This is a genomic window from Paenibacillus xylanexedens, assembly GCF_017874615.1.
Lineage (GTDB): Bacteria > Bacillota > Bacilli > Paenibacillales > Paenibacillaceae > Paenibacillus > Paenibacillus xylanexedens.
Map to the genome: position 1 here is coordinate 86764 of NZ_JAGIKV010000023.1, position 21808 is coordinate 108571.

21 protein-coding genes and 1 pseudogene are annotated in these 21808 nt (G+C 45.7%); 4 read left to right on the plus strand and 18 right to left on the minus strand.

Translation table 11 applies throughout. The features are described 5' to 3' along the window. Nucleotides 1-3: 3 nt before the first annotated feature. The 7 genes from J2Z28_RS24800 to J2Z28_RS24830 all read right to left on the minus strand — a co-directional run bounded on the left by J2Z28_RS24800 (nucleotide 4) and on the right by J2Z28_RS24830 (nucleotide 5818). A complete protein-coding gene (locus J2Z28_RS24800; RefSeq protein ID WP_036671603.1) occupies nucleotides 4-288 on the minus strand; it encodes a hypothetical protein in 285 nt (94 codons plus the stop codon). Next, complete coding sequence (locus tag J2Z28_RS24805) at nucleotides 288-710, minus strand: hypothetical protein (RefSeq protein ID WP_342357551.1); 423 nt, start codon at nucleotides 708-710, stop codon at nucleotides 288-290. The genes J2Z28_RS24800 and J2Z28_RS24805 overlap by 1 nt, the downstream gene beginning before the upstream one ends. A gap of 314 nt (nucleotides 711-1024) precedes the next feature. Next, entirely contained in the window at nucleotides 1025-3106 is a 2082-nt protein-coding gene (gene abc-f / locus J2Z28_RS24810) for a ribosomal protection-like ABC-F family protein (protein WP_211084680.1), read from the minus strand. A 98-nt stretch (nucleotides 3107-3204) separates the two neighbouring features. Beyond that, the gene (locus J2Z28_RS24815; RefSeq protein WP_017691697.1) at nucleotides 3205-3366 is read right to left on the minus strand and encodes a hypothetical protein; all 162 of its coding nucleotides are present in this window, start codon (nucleotides 3364-3366) and stop codon (nucleotides 3205-3207) included. 113 nt (nucleotides 3367-3479) lie between these two features. Then, nucleotides 3480-3764: a hypothetical protein gene (locus J2Z28_RS24820; protein WP_076333795.1), complete on the minus strand. Its 285-nt coding sequence runs from the start codon at nucleotides 3762-3764 to the stop codon at nucleotides 3480-3482. Nucleotides 3765-3817: 53 nt separating this feature from the next. Next, nucleotides 3818-4816, minus strand: a complete 999-nt coding sequence (locus J2Z28_RS24825) for a glycosyltransferase (RefSeq protein ID WP_211084681.1) — start codon at nucleotides 4814-4816, stop codon at nucleotides 3818-3820. 18 nt (nucleotides 4817-4834) lie between these two features. Continuing rightward, the gene (locus J2Z28_RS24830) at nucleotides 4835-5818 is read right to left on the minus strand and encodes a phosphotransferase family protein (RefSeq protein WP_211084682.1); all 984 of its coding nucleotides are present in this window, start codon (nucleotides 5816-5818) and stop codon (nucleotides 4835-4837) included. 160 nt (nucleotides 5819-5978) lie between these two features. On the opposite strand from J2Z28_RS24830, the gene J2Z28_RS24835 reads away from it, so the two are divergent. Together J2Z28_RS24835 and J2Z28_RS24840 are read left to right on the plus strand one after the other, a co-directional pair. Continuing rightward, nucleotides 5979-6569 (plus strand): TetR/AcrR family transcriptional regulator, encoded by a 591-nt coding sequence (locus J2Z28_RS24835; protein WP_211084683.1) that lies wholly within the window; start codon nucleotides 5979-5981, stop codon nucleotides 6567-6569. Nucleotides 6570-6880: 311 nt separating this feature from the next. Continuing rightward, the gene (locus tag J2Z28_RS24840) at nucleotides 6881-7459 is read left to right on the plus strand and encodes an NAD(P)H-dependent oxidoreductase (protein WP_211084684.1); all 579 of its coding nucleotides are present in this window, start codon (nucleotides 6881-6883) and stop codon (nucleotides 7457-7459) included. A gap of 98 nt (nucleotides 7460-7557) precedes the next feature. Here the strand turns inward: J2Z28_RS24840 and J2Z28_RS24845 are convergent, their stop codons facing one another. From J2Z28_RS24845 to J2Z28_RS24865, 6 genes and pseudogenes are all read right to left on the minus strand, one after another. After that, on the minus strand, nucleotides 7558-10929 hold the full coding sequence (locus J2Z28_RS24845) for a DUF5704 domain-containing protein (protein ID WP_211084685.1): 3372 nt from the start codon (nucleotides 10927-10929) through the stop codon (nucleotides 7558-7560). Nucleotides 10930-10941: 12 nt separating this feature from the next. After that, entirely contained in the window at nucleotides 10942-12162 is a 1221-nt protein-coding gene (locus J2Z28_RS24850) for an S-layer homology domain-containing protein (RefSeq protein ID WP_415841483.1), read from the minus strand. A 176-nt stretch (nucleotides 12163-12338) separates the two neighbouring features. After that, nucleotides 12339-12662, minus strand: a complete 324-nt coding sequence (locus J2Z28_RS24855) for a hypothetical protein (RefSeq protein ID WP_017691690.1) — start codon at nucleotides 12660-12662, stop codon at nucleotides 12339-12341. 224 nt (nucleotides 12663-12886) lie between these two features. Beyond that, a pseudogene (locus tag J2Z28_RS31865) lies at nucleotides 12887-13080 on the minus strand (lipase family protein); the annotation flags it as partial. 132 nt (nucleotides 13081-13212) lie between these two features. Continuing rightward, nucleotides 13213-14163, minus strand: coding sequence for a copper amine oxidase N-terminal domain-containing protein (locus J2Z28_RS24860; protein ID WP_017691689.1), 951 nt, complete (start codon nucleotides 14161-14163; stop codon nucleotides 13213-13215). A 179-nt stretch (nucleotides 14164-14342) separates the two neighbouring features. Then, the gene (locus J2Z28_RS24865; protein ID WP_152417141.1) at nucleotides 14343-14588 is read right to left on the minus strand and encodes a hypothetical protein; all 246 of its coding nucleotides are present in this window, start codon (nucleotides 14586-14588) and stop codon (nucleotides 14343-14345) included. A 155-nt stretch (nucleotides 14589-14743) separates the two neighbouring features. On the opposite strand from J2Z28_RS24865, the gene J2Z28_RS24870 reads away from it, so the two are divergent. Further along, on the plus strand, nucleotides 14744-16093 hold the full coding sequence (locus J2Z28_RS24870; protein ID WP_211084687.1) for a Tle-like phospholipase domain-containing protein: 1350 nt from the start codon (nucleotides 14744-14746) through the stop codon (nucleotides 16091-16093). An 18-nt stretch (nucleotides 16094-16111) separates the two neighbouring features. After that, nucleotides 16112-16384, plus strand: a complete 273-nt coding sequence (locus J2Z28_RS24875; protein WP_076212169.1) for a hypothetical protein — start codon at nucleotides 16112-16114, stop codon at nucleotides 16382-16384. 82 nt (nucleotides 16385-16466) lie between these two features. On the opposite strand, the gene nikE is transcribed toward J2Z28_RS24875, so the two are convergent. From nikE to nikA, 5 genes are all read right to left on the minus strand, one after another. Further along, nucleotides 16467-17267, minus strand: coding sequence for a nickel import ATP-binding protein NikE (nikE, locus tag J2Z28_RS24880; RefSeq protein WP_211084688.1), 801 nt, complete (start codon nucleotides 17265-17267; stop codon nucleotides 16467-16469). Nucleotides 17268-17428: 161 nt separating this feature from the next. Beyond that, nucleotides 17429-18235, minus strand: coding sequence for a nickel import ATP-binding protein NikD (nikD, locus tag J2Z28_RS24885; RefSeq protein WP_211084689.1), 807 nt, complete (start codon nucleotides 18233-18235; stop codon nucleotides 17429-17431). A gap of 39 nt (nucleotides 18236-18274) precedes the next feature. Beyond that, on the minus strand, nucleotides 18275-19105 hold the full coding sequence (nikC, locus tag J2Z28_RS24890) for a nickel ABC transporter permease subunit NikC (RefSeq protein WP_211084690.1): 831 nt from the start codon (nucleotides 19103-19105) through the stop codon (nucleotides 18275-18277). Beyond that, a complete protein-coding gene (nikB, locus tag J2Z28_RS24895; protein ID WP_211084691.1) occupies nucleotides 19102-20046 on the minus strand; it encodes a nickel ABC transporter permease subunit NikB in 945 nt (314 codons plus the stop codon). Before nikB ends, nikC begins: the two co-directional genes overlap by 4 nt. Before the next feature lie 35 nt (nucleotides 20047-20081). Beyond that, on the minus strand, nucleotides 20082-21716 hold the full coding sequence (gene nikA / locus J2Z28_RS24900) for a nickel ABC transporter substrate-binding protein (RefSeq protein ID WP_211084692.1): 1635 nt from the start codon (nucleotides 21714-21716) through the stop codon (nucleotides 20082-20084). Nucleotides 21717-21808: the final 92 nt, after the last annotated feature.

Sequence of the window (21808 nt, forward strand, 5' to 3'; positions counted from 1 at the left end):
CGGTTATCCTCCCGAACTGCGGAAGAAGCTACCGAAGCCGCTTGATTTGGACTTGGATTTGCTATAGGAGCTGTTACTGTCCTTGTTGCTTCGATAAGACGACCCACCGTAGTAATAGTGCCCACTGCTGGAATCATATTCACAACCGGTATCATACTCCGGGTCACATTCATCATTGTTGCTGCCACAACCCGATAACACGGCAGGTACCGCCAGCATCAGGGAGAACGCAACCAGCTTTGCTTTTGAACCGGGTTTCGATGCTTGCCCCCGCTCTTGGTCACTCATCACAGATCCACCTCTTTCATATAAAACAACACTTTCTTGCGATCCGCATCCAGCACGGAATACAGGAACTCATACGTCTTGCCACCGCGAACCATGTAATGGTCCAGCAGTTGCTCGGCAAGCTCCATCGTATAGGTGGATGAAGCTGTGAGTTCCAACTCCTGAAATGAACTTCCATTCCACAACATATACTCTGCGCTGTACATGGAAGACATTTTGCACATCGCCAGCGCAGCATCCGCAATGGCTGCACCGTACTCATCCGGCATCTGTTGCTCATAAGCCGTTACATATACTGCATGATCCCGCCCATCCTGGCATTCATTGGACAGATGCGCCCAGAGTTTGTTTTTCACCAGAGTGGCATCCACCAGTTTGCGCATGAACAGTTCATCTCGCGTGACTGAAGTCTGTTCCAGCACTCCCGTCTCCGCCTGTCGATCATCCGACCAACTCCGATACGTCAATGAATAATAGATACCGATAACCTCCCTTTTTGCGAGCTCTTAGGTGAGCCGTTTCAATTCATACAAACGTATTTAACGCATGTGGAGGTAAAAAGTTACACTATTCACCATGACATGTAAAAATAAGAACAGGATGTGTCGCCCAATCTCGGATTAACAAAGCTTGAAAAAACAAGTAATTCCGCGTTTGGTATGTAACTCCGGTCCAAAAAGGCCGGAGAAGATTCTCCGACCTCGTATGTTCAATCTTATGCTCATGCCATTCAGACTTATAACTCAGCCCACTGGGCCAATAGATCATTGTATTCAGCGGACAATTGCTCACGTTCATTCCAGATTTGTTCCAATTCAAGCGGATTGTTCTGCACCGTTTCCAGCTGTTGATCCAGCACCTGAATCTGTGCCTCAAGGCGAGCCAAAGTCTGTTCCAGCTTCTCCGCAGACTGTTTGTTGCCAGTGCCGTTTCTATGATTCGATGCAGCTGTTGCCGAAGGGGGCAACGACTTGATTGATTCAGTAGATGCTTCATAATCTCGACTTCCATCGGTAGCCGCAACAGTGGAACCGTTCAATGTCGAGATTGCTTCTGATTTCTTCCCTGATCTGGTAGTCCCGCCGGGCGCAGACGTTAAACCTGACTTCATCTCTGACTTGGTGTTTCCACGAGAAGAAACTCCCACTCCTGCTGTAGCCTGAGTTGTCGCCGCCGAACGAGCTTGCAAATCAAGCTTCTTCTCGCGATACGCCTCATAGTCTCCCAGATAAGCGGTCATCTGCCCGCTCTCCAGTTCCCAGACACGGGAAGCAAGGCGATTGACGAAGTACCGATCATGTGAGATGGCAAGTACGGTTCCTTCAAAATCAACCAGCGACTCTTCCAGCGCTTCTCTGGATGCGATATCCAGATGGTTGGTTGGCTCATCGAGCAGCAGTACATTGGGTTTACGCTGCACCAGTAGGGCCAGCCGCAAGCGCGTCCATTCCCCGCCGGATAATTGCCCGACAGAGCGGAATACATCCGCTCCATAGAAAAGGTATCGAGCCAGAATGCCACGTGCCTCTCCTTCCTCCACGCCCGCTTCCAGACGGAAGTATTCAAGTACGTTCAGCTTCGGATTCGTAGGTTCCTCCTGTTGAGCCAGATACCCCACATCCACACGTGCCCCCCACTCCAACTTGCCCGCATTGGGCTGCTCGTCACCAAGCAACAGCTTGAACAGGGTCGTCTTGCCGGAGCCGTTCCGACCAATAAGAGCAATCTTGTCACCATATTCCAGCAGACCCGAGATCCCGCGCAGAATCATTCGCTCGCCATAACTCTTCTCAACTTGTTCCAAGACAACTACCCGTTTACCCGTGCGGTCTGTAGGACGCACATCGAAGTCTGCGCTGCGTCGCTCCAACACAGGACGCTTCACCTGTTCCATCCGTTCCAGCGCTTTACGCATGGAAGCGGCCCGCCGGAAGAACTTTTCATTGCCACCAACTCGGCCCCACTCCTCCAGTTGGCGAATTGTTTCTTTCATTTTCTTGATAACCTTCTGCTGCTCCTTGAACTCCTCGAATTGCTGCAACAGCCGTTGTTCCTTCACTTTCATATATTCCGTATAACCGCCCGCTGCCGTTAGCGCCTCACCATCCTCCAGCTCCAGTGTTCGATTCACCACCCGATCCAGAAAATAGCGATCATGTGAGATCAGGACAATGGTTCCCGGATATTCTCGTAAAAATCCTTCCAGCCACTCGACCCGCTCCAGATCGAGATGGTTCGTTGGCTCATCCAGCAATAAAAGATCAGGTTTTACGATCAGCTGCGAGGCCAGCACCACCCGGGTCTGCTCCCCACCGGACAGTGAACCAAAGCGCCATTCATAATGAGCCTTGGCGATATCCAGACCGTCCGCCACCTGATCGATGCGGGCATCCATTTCGTATCCACCCTCACGCTCGAACTGGTCTTGCAGTGCCGCGTAGCGCTTCAGCAGGCGCTCCAATTGATTAGGGTCTGCTGCACATGCCGGATCGGACATCTGCTGCTCCATTTCCTTCATTTGCGTGCGACATATCATAAGCTCCTTGAATCCAAGACTCAGTACATCCAGTACGGTATGGTCATCCAATCCTTCTGGAACCTGAGCCACATATCCCATTCGTGTATCTTTCTTGATCATCAATTGCCCTTCATTCGGCTTGTTCAGTCTTGCCATCAGGCGCATAAGTGTGGTTTTGCCGCTTCCGTTGCGGCCGATCAGGGCGACCTTGTCACCTTCCATAATCTCAAACGTAATGCCGTCCAGCACCAGATGTGCTCCGTGGTATTGAGTCAGTTGTTGCGCGCTAATAATCATCATAATAAGGTTCCTCCTATGGTATGGAAGATCCTGACCGCAACACAAAAAGAGCCGCAGGAGGTTAGCTCCGCGGCCCTTCAGAATTCAAGCAATATCGCTTATCGTCCGAATGAGGTCAAGGCAGGCATCTTCTCGCAAATGTTAACTTCCGTATATTCAAAATTGGACAGACTTCTCCCGTTGGTCAGAAAAGTATGAACAATGCCAGCCATAGCAATCGGCAGCTGGCTAATACGGTTGTTAAGCATCTCGTGATTCACCTGTCTTCACCTCCCTTGTCATAATTAATGTAAATATATCACAGACGAATGCGTTTCCGCAACCATCCCTTCGCCCAATTCAATCTTACTGTATAGTAGTTTCATTATCCCGCTTAGTTCCTGCCCCGTCGCCGAAGCATCACATCCCTGATCGCCACCGTAATAAGTGTTAACATTCCCGCGGCACCCAGTGATGCACCGAGCAGGGCATATCCGATGCCGTTCCACCCGCCAATATCGATGCTGATCATGATTACAACGGCACCGCCAAGCAAGGCCACACATGGCAATATATATTGTACCCACGTCATTCGGCGTCCTTGCAACCGGTAGATAAGCCATTCAATCAGCAGCTGCACCGCCCACATTCCCAATGTCCACAAGATCAGTACTTCCATAAGGTTCCCCTCCTGTTGCTGGATGGATCAAGCCCTTTGTTACAGACCTTACGTTACTTCAACCAATCTGAGAAAAAGTTCCGGTACCCTTCTTTCATCTTCGTGCGCGAAAAAGCACCAAACGCATACTCCCGGTTGTCTTCTGACACACTGCGCGGCGCGGCCGCAGCCATGTTCACCAGTTCAAACCAGTTATCCTCGTTGCCTGCAAAGGCATGTGTGGATCGAATGTGACCGTAGCAGGCATGCTCCGGTTTCACGACCATTTTGCCCATCGCCATCGCTTCCGTCAGCGGCATCGCAAACGTATCAAAGGCCGAACAGCTCCAATACACCTTCGCAGAATTCATCAACGTAAATATCTCATCCTGCGTGAGCGCAAACTTCAGCTTCACGTTGGCAGGAATATCGTACTTTTTCATGGTTTCCTTATAACGAACACCGCCGAACACCATGTACACTTCCTTGTCCGGGTTCTGCCGAGCATATTCCAAAACTAGATCCGGGCGACGGTTCGCCTCATCCCGACCGATCCAGAGCACCCGATTATGCACAACCTGGCTCGGGTCATAGTGCCGGTTCGCCAGCTCTTCGCTGAAACCAATCGGGATGACGTTCACGTCATGTACGCCGAAATTGCGGCCCAGTTCTGTTTTCAAAAACTCCGTCTGCACAATGGCTTTATCCACCATCGTATAAAATGGCTTCATCATCTCATATCCCGTCAGCGCGGGATCGGGGAAACTGTGCGGGAACAATACACTCTTCGGTAAGAACATCTTCAAAAACGTAAACCCGGATACGGTGTAGATGACATGCTCTATATTTTGACTATGAATCTGGTCCAGCACAATATCGTAGTTCACCAGGTCACCTTTCTCATGCTCATAACCCGGCAACCAGTCGTATCCGCTGACATGACGCTCCGGCGAGATGAACACAATATCCACGCCCAGCTCCAGACCAATCTGCTTCAGCCGATCCGCAAATACGCGTGGCCCCTGTGCTTCCGTGAATTGAATTTTACGCATAACAAGTCCGACTTTACGCAAGCTTCTCACCCCTCATTTCTATTCCTCAGCCATGTGCTTCATGCACTGTTCCAGCGTCGATGCCGTCTCATGCCACTGGTTACGCAACTGTTCCTTCGGCCACACACATTCCTCACTTCTCAGGTCACCGTCAATCAAACGCAGCATCCAGAGTGAGAATACACTAGCATAAGCGTCGTACCATTCTGTAAAAGAAACCCGTTCAATCTGCATGCCTAGGCTCCCCAGTTTGTCCAAATAAACATCCATGACCCGCTCTCGCAATGCAGGCGTAACCGTTCTGGGAAACAGCGGATGCGAGAGATCAACTAGGTGATATATATCCCACAGTGGCGTATTCAGATGGGCATGCTCCCAGTCCAAGATGACCAATCTGCCGTCCACCTCCGCCATGTTACCTGGATGCAGGTCTCCGTGACACAAAACAGTAGGAAGTTCTTCCTCTGCCGTGAGGATCAACCTAGTGGTCTTATCCCAATCGGATGCGGATAGCTGCATATCCAATCTGGATAACAGTTCATCGGTAGATTGCCTATGCATTTGCAACTCATCCAACATTGTGCGAATGGATGGTTTCTGGCCCACGCGAGGCAGTTCGCTCCAATTCGTAACAGGTAGCGCATGCCACGCCGCCATATGTACCGCTGCGCCGAGCATCGTCGCTTCTTGTGAATCATGCACCAGTTGCCCCAGATCCTCGTAGATCATCCAGCTCTGTGCTGGAGCAATGGTAAGGTCTGACGCTGCAATGAGCTGCGGATAGATCGGTGGTAAGCCAGACATCACACGCTCGTACATCCATCGTTCCCGTCCATGCTGTGCAGGATTCGTCAGTGGTTTGAAAATATAACTGCCCCCGGTAGGAATAGTGAATCGCTCCACATATCGTCCGTTCATTCCTTTATACAACTGTTCGCGGCTTGTTATATAGTGATCATTCAGCATTCCTTCGGGCGTCACCCAGCTGTATGCATCCAACTCTTCTTTCACGCTATCCACCATCCGTTTCGTTCTCCCTGCTGCTCCGATTAAGATTTCTATTCATCATACGTTGCCGTTCACAACCCTGCAAGCTTTGTTCGTAAGCGCTTATTCAGTGTCTCAATTCAGAGTTTCAAAATTACTTATTGCATTTTGGTTAGTAATCACTTACTATACAATCATGAAGAACAAATCTCATGTGGATAGCAAAAAGAAAGATATCCTACAAGCGGCGATGCGCTTGTTCGCAACCAAAGGCGTTGACGGCATATCCGTCAAAGAGATCGGTGACGCCGCCGGAGTAACCGATGCGGCGATCTACAAACATTTTAAAAACAAAGATGCCGTTGCCCTGGAAGCCTTCACCCAATACTGTGTCGACTATACTGCACTGATTGACGGGTATGTTCGACAGGAAGGTCCGGTGTTGGAACGCTTCAAGCAACTGGTTACCGAGGTTCTCCATCTGCATGATGAAGATCCCTACGGGCTGCTGCTGATTTCACAGAATCATGAAATATTCATTGAAGCCGGAAGTAGCGAGGATTACCGTCAGCCGTTGGATGCGTTGATGGATCTGATCGATCAGGGAATGATGCGGGGTGAACTGCCTCAGCAGGATTCACGGCTTACAGCCGTGCTGGTGATCGGTGCAATTACACGCATGGCGGTCTCCAGTATGCAAGGTGAGCTACCAGAGCTGTTAGTACCTTATACGGGGGAAACGGTTCACCGTCTTGCATCGATGTTGGGGCACTTACCTCAGGAGTAACGATGGAAATGGGATGAAGCTAGAAATGGAGTAGCGGAGCGTAGGGAAAACGACGTGAGCAACTACATTGTTTCCGAAGGAAACAACCTTCGTAAGTTTCCGCTTATTTCGGCTGAATCCCATCTTCGATGCTGATGATGCCGCTAGGCATGATTCGTAATCAAAAGCGGACTTTTTGAACAACTTTTAAAAGAGAATCGTTAGCATACCATTAGGATATACGAATGGATTACCGGGTCACACGTGACCTTTTCTTTTTGCACATGAGGTTAGTGTTCATTAACTAAAATAGTCAGGACGTGTCATCTTCCATGAAAAAAATATTAATTATTCAAGGCAATCCCGTCTCCCCCAGTTACAACGGCGCACTAGCCGAAGCTTACCGTAAAGGCGCGGTGCAGGCTGGCGCAGACGTCCGCATGATCACCCTGAATGAGCTGACGTTCAACATGAATCTGGAAGGAGGATATCGTAATAAACTTCCGCTCGAACCGGATTTGCTACAAGCTCAAGAAGCGATTAAGTGGGCTGAGCATCTTGTATGGGTATTCCCAATCTGGTGGGGGGGACCACCTGCCCTGCTGAAAGGTTTCGTTGACCGAATCTTTATGCCAGGTTACGCCTTCAAGTATCAGAAAGGAAAACCATTCCCGGATCAACTGCTCAAAGGCCGCACCGCCCGTATGATCACTACCATGGATGGCCCAAGCTGGTATTTCAAATGGTTCCAGGGTGAGCCCGCACATAAAATGATGAAGATCTCCACATTTGCACTGACTGGCATCAAACCTGTGCGGATAACAACTGTAGATCAAGTTGGTAAGAAGTCAGATGAACAGAGAAAGAATTGGTTGGATAAGATCGAGCAGCTTGGGCGGAAGATGGGGTAACGGGATAGCTTTTTGCAACGTTAATTTGGATAAATAACAAGAAGGCGATACTTACCAAAGTAAGAATCGCCTTCTTGTTATTGTACTCTTCATACTACCTAGTGCGGCACCTGTGCACTGAAATCATCCCGGCTGGAACGATCGGCATGGTAGAACACTACGTCTCCGTCCCTTAAAGTAAACGAGTTGCCATAGCTATCTTCGACTTGACGCTGAAATCCTTCCAGCAACCATTGGTTCATCAGCGGTGCATGGATATATTGCAGATGCGGAGCCCCCAGGTTCCCTTCCTGGATCGACTCCAAGTTAAAGTTCACAACAATATAACCATTTTTCAGGAAGATCGGTGACTTTGCATCTAAACCACCATGGGTACGCCCATACTCGGCCAAATTGGTTCCTGCTTGAACCACGTAAGGCTCGGCAGGTAGACTATACTCTCCATACCACTGCTGAATGGCAGCATTTGCACGAAGTACATCCGCACTTGCGTTCGTCGGAATATTCGTTTTGGGTCCGATAAACGTACGTAATTGCTCCGGCATCAGCAGCAGACTGTATCCGCCTACAGGGGTTTTCATCTTCGTAAATTTATCCCGATAGTACTCCTGATACGTACGTTCACTCATCATCCCTGGATGAATTTCGCCATAGCGATTATATTTGTAGGTCGCCGTATCTCGTAGTTGTTCCGAAGGTACTTGACGTAACCGGTCATTGAGAATGACAAACCGCTTGACTTGATCCTCTGCTGAACCAATACGAATAAAACTTCGCTGGTTCGTCGAGTAATACAGATCTACTGGTACGCGTGTTTTCCCATCTTTGCTAACAAAATCAAAGGTCGGAGTCAGGCGAATGCCGTCTCTGGACCCGAACATATTGCCCTTGGTTTTGAAATCAAACTTAAAGTGATATCCCGTCTTCACAGCCACATTCTGATACCCTTGCAGCGGATGACTGCCTGGGCGAATCGGTACGGTGAATTGCGGTTTGTTCCCCCGCTTGTCACCGTCGATGCCCTGCGTTCCCGTCCAATAACTGATCCAGGTTGGGGCAATACTGCCCTTAAATCGCCGGAAAACAAGCTCCCAGTTGTAGTCTGCAATGTCCGTGATTTCAAAGTCGTATAACCTCCCAATGACCTCCACAGATACTTCGTCGCTGGCCAGATGATAGGTTAGATCTGTGTTGGCATCGGGTTGGGCATTGCTTCTGGACATCGATTCAAACTCGGCAGGTGCATTCTCTGCAATATTGCGGAACTCCACCTGGTAATCTCCTTCGTCTACCCATACAGGCAGATAAAAGGTGGTATCGAGCACGTACACCGGAATATCAATCCACGTACTCCGCGGGTAAAACTGTGTCTGGTCGGCACTGTACACGTCAAACGGAAACCTCACCTGTTTGATTCGATAATATTTGGCATAATCTCGATCCCCATATCCCGGATACGAGTTGACATCCAAATGCTGTCCGCTCGTGGGGATACGGACTGTGAACGGCCGCTCCAAAATAAGGGCAGACCGATCCATATTCGGTATCGTTTTCTGATTATGAGGCTGATCGTCTGAAACAAGAGAATAGTTCACGACCGGAGTATGAACAGTGACCGTGTTAATCCCCGGAATTTCAAAGGTTTCTTCCTCATTACCCTCATTAACATTTCCACTCATTAATTCATAACGGATTTCGCCTGTGCTAGGCGTATCCTTCTTATTTAACAAGGTTTTGGATATTTCATTGTCAGGACTGTACAGAACATCTTTGCCAATCATTTGGGGTTCTGCGATCTGACCTGGCGTTGGCCCCGTTTCTTCTACTTTTGCGTTGTCCATGACAACAGCCCCATTAAACTTCAAATAGTCATTCTTAACTTGGACCTTTGGCACAGCATCTTCCGCAATTGATGAGAGATCATCTGTTGGTGTTGGAGGTTCGCTGGTCCCTCCCGGCACTGGCTGTGAAGGCGCTGTTAACACAGCCGGTGTATTGGGTGCGTAAAAGGTACCGTTCGTAGCCGCCGCATAGATGGGACTACGATAATCAGCAGGATATAGTTCAATCTGTGGTAAAGCATAGTTTTTTAGGATCGCATCGGTTATCTCATAAACAAGCAAAGTGTCAATTTTCCAATACTCGAAATCCCGTTTCACAGTATAGGTGTAGGGTACTTTTACATCTCTAGATCTTGGAGTTGATACCGTTGTCGTACCGCCTTTACCATCCGAGATTTCCTTTACGTCTGTCCACGTTTTGTTATACGTTTTTTCAACAACTACGGTATATGTACAAGTGCCTTGCATATTCACAAACTTATTTTGGAATAGGTAACTTAGACCAAATACATTGCCATATAAACTCTCGGAGGTAGGGATACCTCGCAGTACGTCGAATGGCTCACTTCCACGTTGATCGGCCTTAATAACTGCGCTTGCATTAGGGTCCATTCTCTCCCCTGTCATTTCTCCGACAGGTGACTCTGCACATGCCGCATCTGGCGTTTCCGGAATTTCGGGTGGTGGTGTGTCGCCAACTGTAATCGTTACATTTTCATAAATGTGATACGGTCCATCTTCGGAATTCTTCCATTTTGCCGTGATGATTGCTGTACCAATATTTTTCGCAACGATCTGACCAGTTTTTGGTTCTACATAAACTACGTTTTGTTTATTTGAACTCCACTCGATTTGGTCGGCGCGTTTGGAAACATTCACCCAGTTACCGAATTCTTCTTGGTCATACTGCTTGGTTCGGATTTCTGCTACAAGGGATTTCACATCATTAACCTGAAGTTGCATGTCTTCTCGGACACGGATCTCTTTGGTTTCAGTCACGTAACCGGAGTATTCAATTTTCAACGGGGTATCATAGGTCGCTTGGTATTTACGATGTCCATCAGGTCTAACACCACCATAAGGTTCTTTTTTTGTTGCTTGCTTCGGGTATCCTGTTTTTGTTTTTAGTATTGCAAACAAATTACCTTTTTCATACTCCGGCTTTGATCCAGGTTCAACTGTATAACTTGGGGCCGAGACATAGTTAATGTCTTCTATCCCTAATGATTTCACATATGGCCTTCTGAAAAGGTTTTGTTTATCATCACCTAATGATGCTGGAACATAATTTTGTGTATTAATCTTATCTTTTACAAATTCATCTCCTCTTGGTACGGCATCTGCTCCACTTCCATATGTGGTTGTTGTTACTCGATCAGCACCTTCATTCCTTGTTGCTGACCAAATATCACCGTCACCTTGCGTCCATACTGTCATAGGGTGAGGGGAGGCAGTTCCTGTCACCATTACCTTTATTGATTGTTTACCTTTGGCTAATCCACTAGGATTAACTTCAATACCTTTATTTGGGTAACCTTTATTAAAATTTGCATATGATGTATAAGATAATGCAAATGTAAGATATACAATTATGAGGGTAAACAAAACAGAAAAAACATACTTCTTCATTCTAAACTAACCTCATTTCTTTCTGATCACAGCAAACGATCCACCGTCCATATCAAATTGGGAATTCGGGTTATTGAGATCAATGTAGTTAGCAACCCATAGTCTTACTCCCTTATTGTTTTCTTTGAAGAATTGCTTTGTATTCATGTTGGGCAAATTAATGTACCCATACTTTTCATGCAATTTGTTTACTATTTTAGATCCACCTGTAAAATCAATAACACCATTTAAATAATGAATTACATCAAAGTCTTTAGCCTTAGGATAAATAGTGATTTCTGAAAATACTGGTAGTACATTTGTCATTTCATCATAAAAGGACTTATCATCTGCTGCAACAAAGAGTGGCGCATAGATGCTTTTCTTTTTATTCCATTCCTGCACATTCACAGCAATTAAACGGTGAAACTCCAGACTCCCAGATCCATTTCTAAAGGTTTTTCTCTTACCTGAAATATCAGAGATAGAGGTATTGCCTGTTGTCAAACTAGATACCAATTCAAGATTAGATTTTTCTATTCCTACCATACGTAGCTCGGTTAAATCATCAAATGCAGTGGCATCCTTTTTCAGTACATTTTCGAGTCGCAACAAAATAGCAGAAGATTCCGCTCGTGTTGTTGTTTTGTCCATTCCAAACGATCCGTCTGGAAAACCGTTCATCAAGTTGGTTCCCATTGCAACAGCGAGATAAGGAATTTTATCTTGAGCAATTCCTGGTTTAAACGACTCTTTGACTGGAAGTAACGTTCCTTTCGTTTCAGCAAATGCTGTTTTATACTCAGCACTGGAAGCAACCAATCCGGAACTCAACCATTTGGCCATTTCCTCGCGAGTAATCGGAGTACTTGGTTTAAATCCGTTTGGATACTCTTTGGTATTAATGAACCCCAAAGTAACCGCCCGATCCACCTCAGCTTTACTCCAGTGTCCATTCAGATCCTTAAATGAATCAGTCTGGGCATCTTCCGGAAGTGTCATGTCTTTGGCTACTCGTGAAATTAGGGATGCAAATTCTGCTCTTGTTACCGAAGCATTGGGCTTGAACAATCCATTACCGTATCCTTTGAAGTATCCCTTGGAAACCGCAGATTCAATAGCAGACTTTGCCCAGTGATTAGCTTGCACATCTTTGAAGGTTGTTGTTGCGGCAGAAGCCTGGGAAGAAATCAATGTCGATACGACTACTACAGCACTCATTATAGGTAACATTATTTTTTTCAATTTTTCCACTCTCCGTATGTAAGGTTTTAGTAACTTTTTATTTGAACAATTCAAATTTATTGGTTACTTATTGAGTACCATATGCTCTAATCAACATCTCAATTAATCACTTTAATTTTCTTAAGCTTCAAAAAGGGCACTGATTTCTTCCATTTATTACATATGACCCTTCGGATCCAAAAAATTTATTCTAATTGAAACAGCCACTTTGGACCACCTACGTTTTCTACCTCATAAGTATTATAGTTAATTGAAATAGAAACCTTCTCATTGATATCGTTGTTAACATAACCATATAAATTAACCTTTGGATAAACATAACCATCAAAAACTTGAGAATCTGTAAATTCAACCGTGACATCATACTCACTTTTAAAATATTCTATTCCTATAGGAGTAGCCTTTTTGATGATAATATTATTCTCAATCTGATATGCAATTGTACATCCACTCACCGATAAAACTAAGATCACTAAAATGGTCAATAAAACTTTTAATTTAGAACTCATCTGATATCAAGCACTCCTCATACAATGGAGCAATACCGCCACCTTCTGCATTATTTAAACAGGGATTCACGTTTCATAATGAAATGGTTCGGATCCATTGAATTTATTGGTTCAATTGTATTTACATTAATAGAGAGATATGGATAACATTATTTTTTCAATTGTTCCACTCTCCGATTAGTTAGATTTAGTTCGTTTAGGCTCTTTTACTACTATGTAAATTTTCACTGTGCTCCGGAATCTACTTGTATAAAAATCTTCTCCCTTTTGATTAATGTAGTCCACTAGTTCCGACGTATGCTCCAGGTGCCATTCATCCAACTGCTTAATACTCATTTGAAGATCCCACACAATCGGTACAAGTCGCTGACTATGGGCTGCTCTCGGTATACTCGAAAAGGTTCTGTTGAATCCGTTCAGAGGCATCAACTAAACAGTTGCTTCAGCTTTACCGAGATGATAAGTAAATAGGACGAGCACAGAGGACAAAATGATTATCAAACTGAAACTGAGTATTGAACTGATGGTCTTTTTCATCAATCTTTTCCCCTTACTTGAATGGATTGATGATGGCCACAGCGTACTCGTCCAAATCACCATCTCTCAAGAGAATATAATCTGCTGAAGAAAATTTGAACTTCGTGTAATCATAATTCTCTACGAATTTTCCATTTTGAAAAAGATCCAAGCTACTTACTACTGGATAGTTATTCATTCCTGTTTTATCATCATTATTTATAAAAGCCGCATCTAGCACCGAACGTCCCTTTGCAAAACTATCTTTTACTAGGAACGTTATGGGATTTCCTCTGACACTACTTCTAATCTGTACCACATCGCCGCTACGTCCAGGACCTTTTACCAAATTAATGCTGTACACCACTTGACTATTCCCTAGTTGAATCGGTAAATCACTCTCTTTAATAATCTTCACGCCAGGGTAAGTTTCTTTCTTCAAGTTTTTAAAATATTCAATGCTTTGTGTATATGCTTTAAAATCACTTAACTTGGTTAACTTAAACGCCTTATCATCTGTGCTCCGGAAGTTTTTGTTCCCGATCCAGACCCAACGACCAATCTTGTCCCACTCAACCTTTTGGCCAAGCCCTTCACTCACCAGACGTAGGGGAACGAAAGTCCGATTTTGCTTCAGAATAATTTGCGAGCCATAGTCCTTCTTCTGCCCATCAACGAGGGCTGAAGTCTGCCCGATCGTCATGTCCACTTTATGATCTTTGCTGACGATCCCAACCTTGGAAACTTTGCCAGCCTTCGAGTATATCACCTTTGCGCCTAGGGCTTCCGAAACAAACCGGATTGGAACCATAACGCTACCTTGGCCATCCTGGAATGGCTTCGCATCAGGAAACTTCATTTTTACGGTATTCAGCAATACCTCTACTTGCTTCGGATTACTTGCAGCTGCAACTGTCTCGTTTCCCGAACCTATCATGCTTACAGTCAATATACTCGCTAATACAGTTAATAAAAGTTTCTTCATTTTCTAAATCCCTCTGCTTTTCATATGTACTTCTTCTCACTTTCACTTCCCAGTATCTTTTTCTTTGCTTAGGTCTAACAAATCCTAAATATCAAAAAAACCTGGCAATACTATCTTCAGTTTAGGACTTATCTGATATCAAACAAGCTTACATTCTTCAATAAGTAAAATTTGTTCTTCTATTCACCAATCTTTTTAAGATCTAAAGGAATACCGGTTCCTGTAACTTCAAAATCACGGTAATCCAAACTAATTTTAATCTTATCTTCTTCTTTACCTACAATATATCCGTATAGCACCACTCTAGTTGTAATATAAGAAGCCATAACTTGTGAGTCGACAAATTCAACCTCCACACCATAATTATCTATAAAGTACTTCTCGCCTATAACCGTAGCTTTCTCAACAATTTGTTTATCAGTCAAGTAATTCTTAACAATTAAAAAACAAATAAACAAAACTACTATAGATAAAAAAACCAGTAGGACTTTAGACTTGATTTTAATGAGAGTCACCCCTTGATTCTATCAGGAATAATATGTATTATTTCAATAATAACCTAGATAGGAAGGTAAATACAGTGAGTTTCTTAAATGATGAGCTTTTACACGCCATGTCGGAAGAATCATATGATAGAGAATTCAGTACAAAAGATACAAAATTTCGCGAGGATTGGATACGAACCAATCTGCCTAATTCAACTCTCAACGATACGAACAAATCAGGATTTGATGCGGTAGTGTTTCGCAACGATAAAGATAATCAAGTCGTTATAGCTTACCGTGGAACTGAACCTGATCTATCATGGGGTAAAGTCCCAGACATTGCAACTGATGGCATTGATGTTGTCGGGGGACGGTACAAAACCCTTAGAAAGACTGTCGAAAACAACCCTGACATTCTGTCAGAATCATCACCAAAATATCATGCAACAAAAAGCAATTATGAGAACAATCAGTTCTATCAAGCTGAGAAGCTATATCGTGAAGTGAAAGAGGCTTATCCTACTGCGGAAATTTCTACAACCGGTCACTCATTGGGTGGAGCACTTGCGCAATATACAGCTATACATAACAACCTGTCATCTACTACATACAACCCAGCCAGCATTCGAGCAGTTGTATCCGATGATATCCTAAAGAAAATAGATGCCGGAGAATATGATAAGAAAAACACCGCTTATGTCAACCCAGGAGATGGTGTTGGAGCAGGTTTTTCCAATACATCGACGCGGCATGCAGCCAATACAATCATGATTAATAAGACGTACGAGGAAGCGAATAGACCCAAAATCGTTATACCTTTAATAACCAAATCAACCGATACCTCTTCCGGTTTCTCTACACCATTCTGGAAGAATCTAACTTTCGTTTCAACTACGCTTCCATCTGGTACGCAAAACATGGGAGTCAAACTTTTCAATTCTTTCGGTGGGGAAAAGGCCCACGGTCTGGAGAACTTCGAGTTTGACAAGAATGGCTTTATTACAAATACACTTTATACACGAGATGGTGAAGTGATTGGTGGAAATCCAAGGTACACGGAATACATAAATACCCTGCTTGCCAATGAAAAAATGAAGGATACCGTAAATAAATTAATTGAAAAGTATGGTGCCAACCTAGGACCTCTTGGACAAATGGCCGCTGCCGGTGCTGGGGTTACCATCCAACTCTCACTAGAGAATCTTCAAAGAGCCGGACAAAAAATGCAGCAGCATGTAAATGAATTTCAATCTAGCCTCCCCACAGCAACCAATGCCATTCTCAGACTTATTGAGTCCAGTGATAGCCGCTCTCTTGAACCTATTGTGGATCGGTTAACAAGTGATTTGCGCAAATTTAGCCGCTGGTATGAAGAAGAAGCACATATCATTGCAGAGTATATTAATAAAAAAGCGGAAGATTTCAGACAAGCCGACGAGGGTTAAAAAGGAGCGACGAAACATATGTCACGGAGCATTGTTGTAGAATTAGTGGATTTGATGAATGCCGAGAAGGAAATCAATGATTTAATGGATATGCTTGAAGCTAACAAACGTCATGTAAGATCCATTGATGAGAGTATTGGAGATTGGAAAGGTAAATCTGCGGAAGAATTACGAAGAAAGATGGATCGTTTCCAGAACATTTTAGGAGAATGGATTGCAGATTTCAAGCAGCAACAGATTGAGCTTGTGAAGTATACATATCGTATGGAGCGTGCAGATCGGGGAAATTAGATAACGTTCAACTGATGAATAAGATGTGAAAAAGGAGGCTCCTTACCATCCAAATGGTAAGAAGCCTCCTTCACTATAAATTTCATTTAAACGAAATACGACCCGAGGGATGCTCAGGTAAAATGGACGATACCAACTGCTGCACAGCTGGATGATCCGACTGCATCACCGAATCCCCGGCATCACCGCTATAAACCAGCTTTCCCTGATCCATTACCGCAATGCGGTCACAGATCGTCATGGCAGCCCGAATATCATGTGTGATAAAGAGGTACGACAACCCATACGATGCTCTGAGCTCCGCCAATAAGGATAAGATTTGCGTCTGGTGCACCATATCCAGGCTGCTAATCGATTCGTCCAGCACGATTAACTTCGGTTTGAGCGCGATAGCTCGTGCGATGTTGACCCTCTGTAATTGGCCACCGCTGAACTGGTGCGGAAGCTTGCTCCCATCCTCAGGTGTAAGTCCAACCTGCTCAAGCAGTTGCCCAACCACACGAAGTTGTTCTTTGGCCGATAAACGCTCGTAATTATCCAGCGGCTCCCCAATGATCTGCGCGGCAGTCATAAGCGGATTCACAGCCGAATAACAGTCCTGGAACACGACCTGCAGATCACGCCGTAATCCCTTAAGTACGGGTTTGCTAGATCGGTAGATATCCTGACCTTGAAATAAAACCTGACCCTGGCTGGGCTTCTCCAGACCAAGTATGATTTTGCCCAAGGTACTTTTACCTGCCCCACTCGTACCCAGCAGTCCCAGACAAACACCCTTCTCGATCGTAAGTGAGATATCTGCCAGCACAGGAGGACGCGCTCCCGAACGATCCAGCCAATTACGTCTGCCATAGCTATGGCTTACTTCACGTACCTGAAGCATCAGGTCATCCTCCTCTCTTCTACTTGGCAGAAGCAATCTCCGAAGAAGCTGAAACTACACATCACCATGCCCATTCCACCTCTACGACTACCCACTCAAAATACAGTTTATCCCCGCTCTACACATACATTCACTGAACCATTCATCCCACATGTCATTCGCTATCGTCCTAAATACATACTGGGTCTGGCATTTAACAACATCCGGGTATACTCATGCTGTGGGTGATCGAACAGTTGGTACACATCCGCCTGCTCCACAATTCGCCCCTTCTGCATGACCGCGACTTCATCCGCCATTTGCGAGATCACGCCCAGATCGTGAGAGATGAGTAAGATGGATGTGCCGTATTCCGTACGTAAACGATCCAATTCCTGAAGTACCTTGAACTGATTCACGACATCCAGTGCCGTCGTTGGTTCATCCGCAATAACCAAAGCCGGTCGCAGGCACATCGATATGGCGATCATCACACGCTGCAACATACCTCCACTCAGTTGGAAGGGATATCGCTTCATCAGTTTAGCTGGTTCGGGCAAATTCATGTCTGCCAAGGCTGCAATCGCCCGCTCTCGGGCCGCCGATTTGGACATTCCCGAATGCGTACGCAAAGTTTCAATGAACTGAGATCCAATCGTATATACGGGTGTAAAAGCATTCATCGGATTCTGCATAATAAATCCGATTTCCTTGCCGCGGATGCGCCGCATCTCCTCGCCTGACAACGAGCCAAGCTCCCGTCCATTCAGGCGGATGCTGCCCGACACTTCCATCCTGCGCGGATCAAGCAGATTGAGCAAGGCGTTACACGTAACGGTCTTACCACTGCCACTCTCGCCGACCAGACCGAAGACACGACCTTTTTTTAATTCAAAATCAATGGGCTCCAGTAACGGGACTGAACCCTCCGCTGTTCTAAGATTCACTTGCAGACCACGAACTTCGAGCACCTTCGCTGCATCATCCATCGTTACGTTCACCCCTCATATGCCTTCGGTTCCGAACCACTACCTTTTTGCAATGCCGTAACGCTCGGATAACGCTTCACCCAAAATGTTGAACGTAATGACTACGAGCAGAATCAATGCCCCCGGGTAGATCATCAACTCCGGATGACTGCGAATATAACCTGTCCCCTCATGTATCATAGCGCCCCATTCTGCATTCGGTGGTTGAATACCGAGTCCCAGGAAAGACAGAGCAGATATATCCATAATCGCCCACCCCATCTCCAGAGTACCCATCACAACGATCGGACGCTGCACGTTGGGGATGATATGTTTCCGAATAATCGTCCACGAAGAGGAGCCGCTAATCCGCGCCGCTGCGATGAAGTTCCGTTCTTTCAGACTAACGACCATGTTCCGGCAGATACGTGCATAATACACCCACTGTACCATCATGAGTGCTAGAAGCACCTGCATCAAACCTGGACCAAAGATCCCTACAATACCGAGCACCAGCACCAGATTCGGAAACGCCATAATGCCTTCACACAAGCGCATCAACAGACTGTCCACCCAGCCACCAAGGTAACCGGAGATTGAACCTACAATGACACCTATGAGCAAAGAAGATAGAAAGATCAGGGTAGCAAATCCAAGCGACACCCGCGCTCCATACATCAGTCTGGTGAGATTGTCCCGTCCAAGATGATCCGTTCCCAGCCAATGCTCAAACGATGGACTCGCCAACTTCTGTAACAAATTCACCTTCACCGGGTCATGAGGAGCAATCCATGGGGCTAATAACGCGATCACGAAGAAAAGCAATATGATCACCGAGCAGATCTGGATGGCTCTCTGTCCTTTAAATACCGCACGCCATTTGTTTATCAATGTTCTGCCCGTCCTTTCGCTGAAATCCGTGGGTCCATAACAAGCTGCACCAGATCAACGAGCAGATTGCATACGATGAACAGGCATGCCGCCAAGAAGACATAACATTGAATAACGGGAATATCCCGGTTAAATATCGCATCGACAAAATAACGCCCGAACCCAGGCCAGGAAAACACCTGCTCTACAATAATGGTGCCTGTGAGCAGCTTGCCCATACTCATCCCCATCCCCGTAATGAGGGGCGATATGGCGATTTTCAGGACATGCTTGAGCATAATGACTCGTTCGCGAATCCCGCGTGTTCTCGCGTACTGTACATATGTCTCCTGCAATTGCTCCAGTACACTGGAACGCAACAATCGGGTGTAGACCGCAATAAGAATCAAGGAGAGAGTAATCGTAGGCAGAACCAGATTCTCCCACGATCCACGCCCCTCCACAGGCAGCCAGTCCAATTTCACTGAGAAAAAGAAGATCAGCAGGTAACCGAGCCAGAATTGCGGAATAGATGCTCCAAAATAGGAAATCGCACGACTGACCATGTCAATCCAGCTATTCTTGTACACCGCCGCCAGTATTCCCAATGGAATACTCACCAAAGCGGATAACAGCATACTCCAGAAGGCTAGTTCAGCCGTAGCGGGAATCCTTAGTTTCACTTCATCCCATACGGGTTTGTTGGTGAGATACGAAGTACCGAAGTCGAGCTTGGCAATTTTCTGAATCGTATGCGCATATTGGGTTAACAAGGGCTGATCCAGACCGAATTCATGCCGTTTTTGCGCAAGCAGTTCCGGTGTGGGATAGATATGAGCGGCTGTCAGATAAGCCTCGGCCGGATCAACTGGTGAAATATGAATAAGCGCAAAGGTAACGAGTGTAGCGATAAAAACGATAGGAATGATCGCGATCATTCGTTTCCCGATATAACTGATCAACAAACTTCCTCCCTTTTATCAAGCTACATGGATCATTATTGATTGCCCAACTCAATGCCTACGAACGGATTTTCATCACGGTTTGCCGGGAAAATAAAGTTGGAAATTTTCTTCTGATATACCGCCGTTTTCTTAACATACGAGATGGGTACAATCGCCGATTGTTCCTGAAGTGTTGTCAGGATAGAGCCATACAGCTCCTGACGTTTCGTCTCATCTGTTGATGATAGTGCGGCATGTACCTGCTCGTCCAGTTCCTTTTTCATCGGCAAGGCACTGAGCGTCTCAGAGATACCAAATCCAGGGCTCGCTACAACGTTAATGAAGGAATGTGGATCATACGGAGCACCATAGTTGTACCAGAAATACAGGTCGAAATCATTAGCTTTCAAACGTTTGATCTGTACCGTCAGTTCCAGCCCAGTGAGGTTTACCTTAACCCCAAGCTCGCTCCATTCCGCCTGAATGGTCTCAGCCATCGCTTTCTGAATCGGGTCCGTCTTGTCAAAAATCATTTCGAATTCAAGCTGTTGGCCGTCTTTCTCACGAACGCTACCATTCGCAGTCATCTTCCAACCCGCTTCATCCAATAAAGCTTTGGATTGTTCCACGTTATATTCGATCGGTTTCAGGTCAACATTGGTGTATGGGTAGTTTTTGGATAGTGCCGTATCTGCCGGTTCTTCCAGACCCAGAGTGATGCCTTCCACCATCGCTTTTTTGTTAAACCCTTGCTGGAGCGCCATCCGTACTCTGAGATCAGACAGCTTCGGATTGGAGGAATTCAGCAGCAGATCTCGCGTACCTACCGGATCAGACAGTTGACTCACATATTTATCGTTGTCACGAAGCTGTTGGAACGCATCCAGACTGATCATACCTTCACCATAGATCAGGTCGAGATCACCTTTTTCAAAAGCAAGCACGCGGGTTTCTGCATCAGGGATGATCTTAACCGTAATCTGATCCACCTTCGGTGCGGTTCCCCAATAATTCGGGTTGCGTTTGAAAACAGCATATTCGTCCTGCTTGTAATCAGCCAGCATCCACGGGCCCGTTCCAACTGGCTCTTTGATGCCTTGGGATGTATCTCCGTCATCCGGGAATCCGGCTTCACCCAGGAAGCGGAAAGGACGAACCACAGACAAATCCTGAAGAACAGGATAGTACGGCTCTGTGAGTGTCATACGGAACGTATGGTCGTCCACAACCTCCGTCTTGTCGAGCACACCTACAATGCCCAGCCAGCTATGTGTAGCTTTATTTTTCATCACAGCGTCAAAATTCTTTTTCACAATCTCAGCATTAAATGGCGTACCATCTGAGAATTTCACACCTTGGCGAAGCTTGAATGTATATACTTTGCCGTCATCGGAGATGGTCCATGATTCTGCCAGAGCAGGTTCCAGTTTTCCGTCCTTCTGATAACTGATCAGCGGCTCATAGAGCATGGATTGGGCAAATAATTGCGAAGGATTGTACGTATGCGGATTCATTGTACCGATATCACGTGGCCATGACATCGTAATCGACTTCGTAGACGTTTGATCCGAAGCAGCAGATGAGGATTCATCTCCACTTCCTGTATTGCTGCAACCCACAATAACGAATAACAACAAGAGCATAGTTGCCAGCGTGAGGGCCGAAGATTTGCGATGTTGTACAGACATGGATGTTGAACCCCTTTTCTCTATTTTATGATAATGATTATCATATTCATCCATTAAGAATAGGCAGGAGCCCTCCTTTTGTCAATATAATT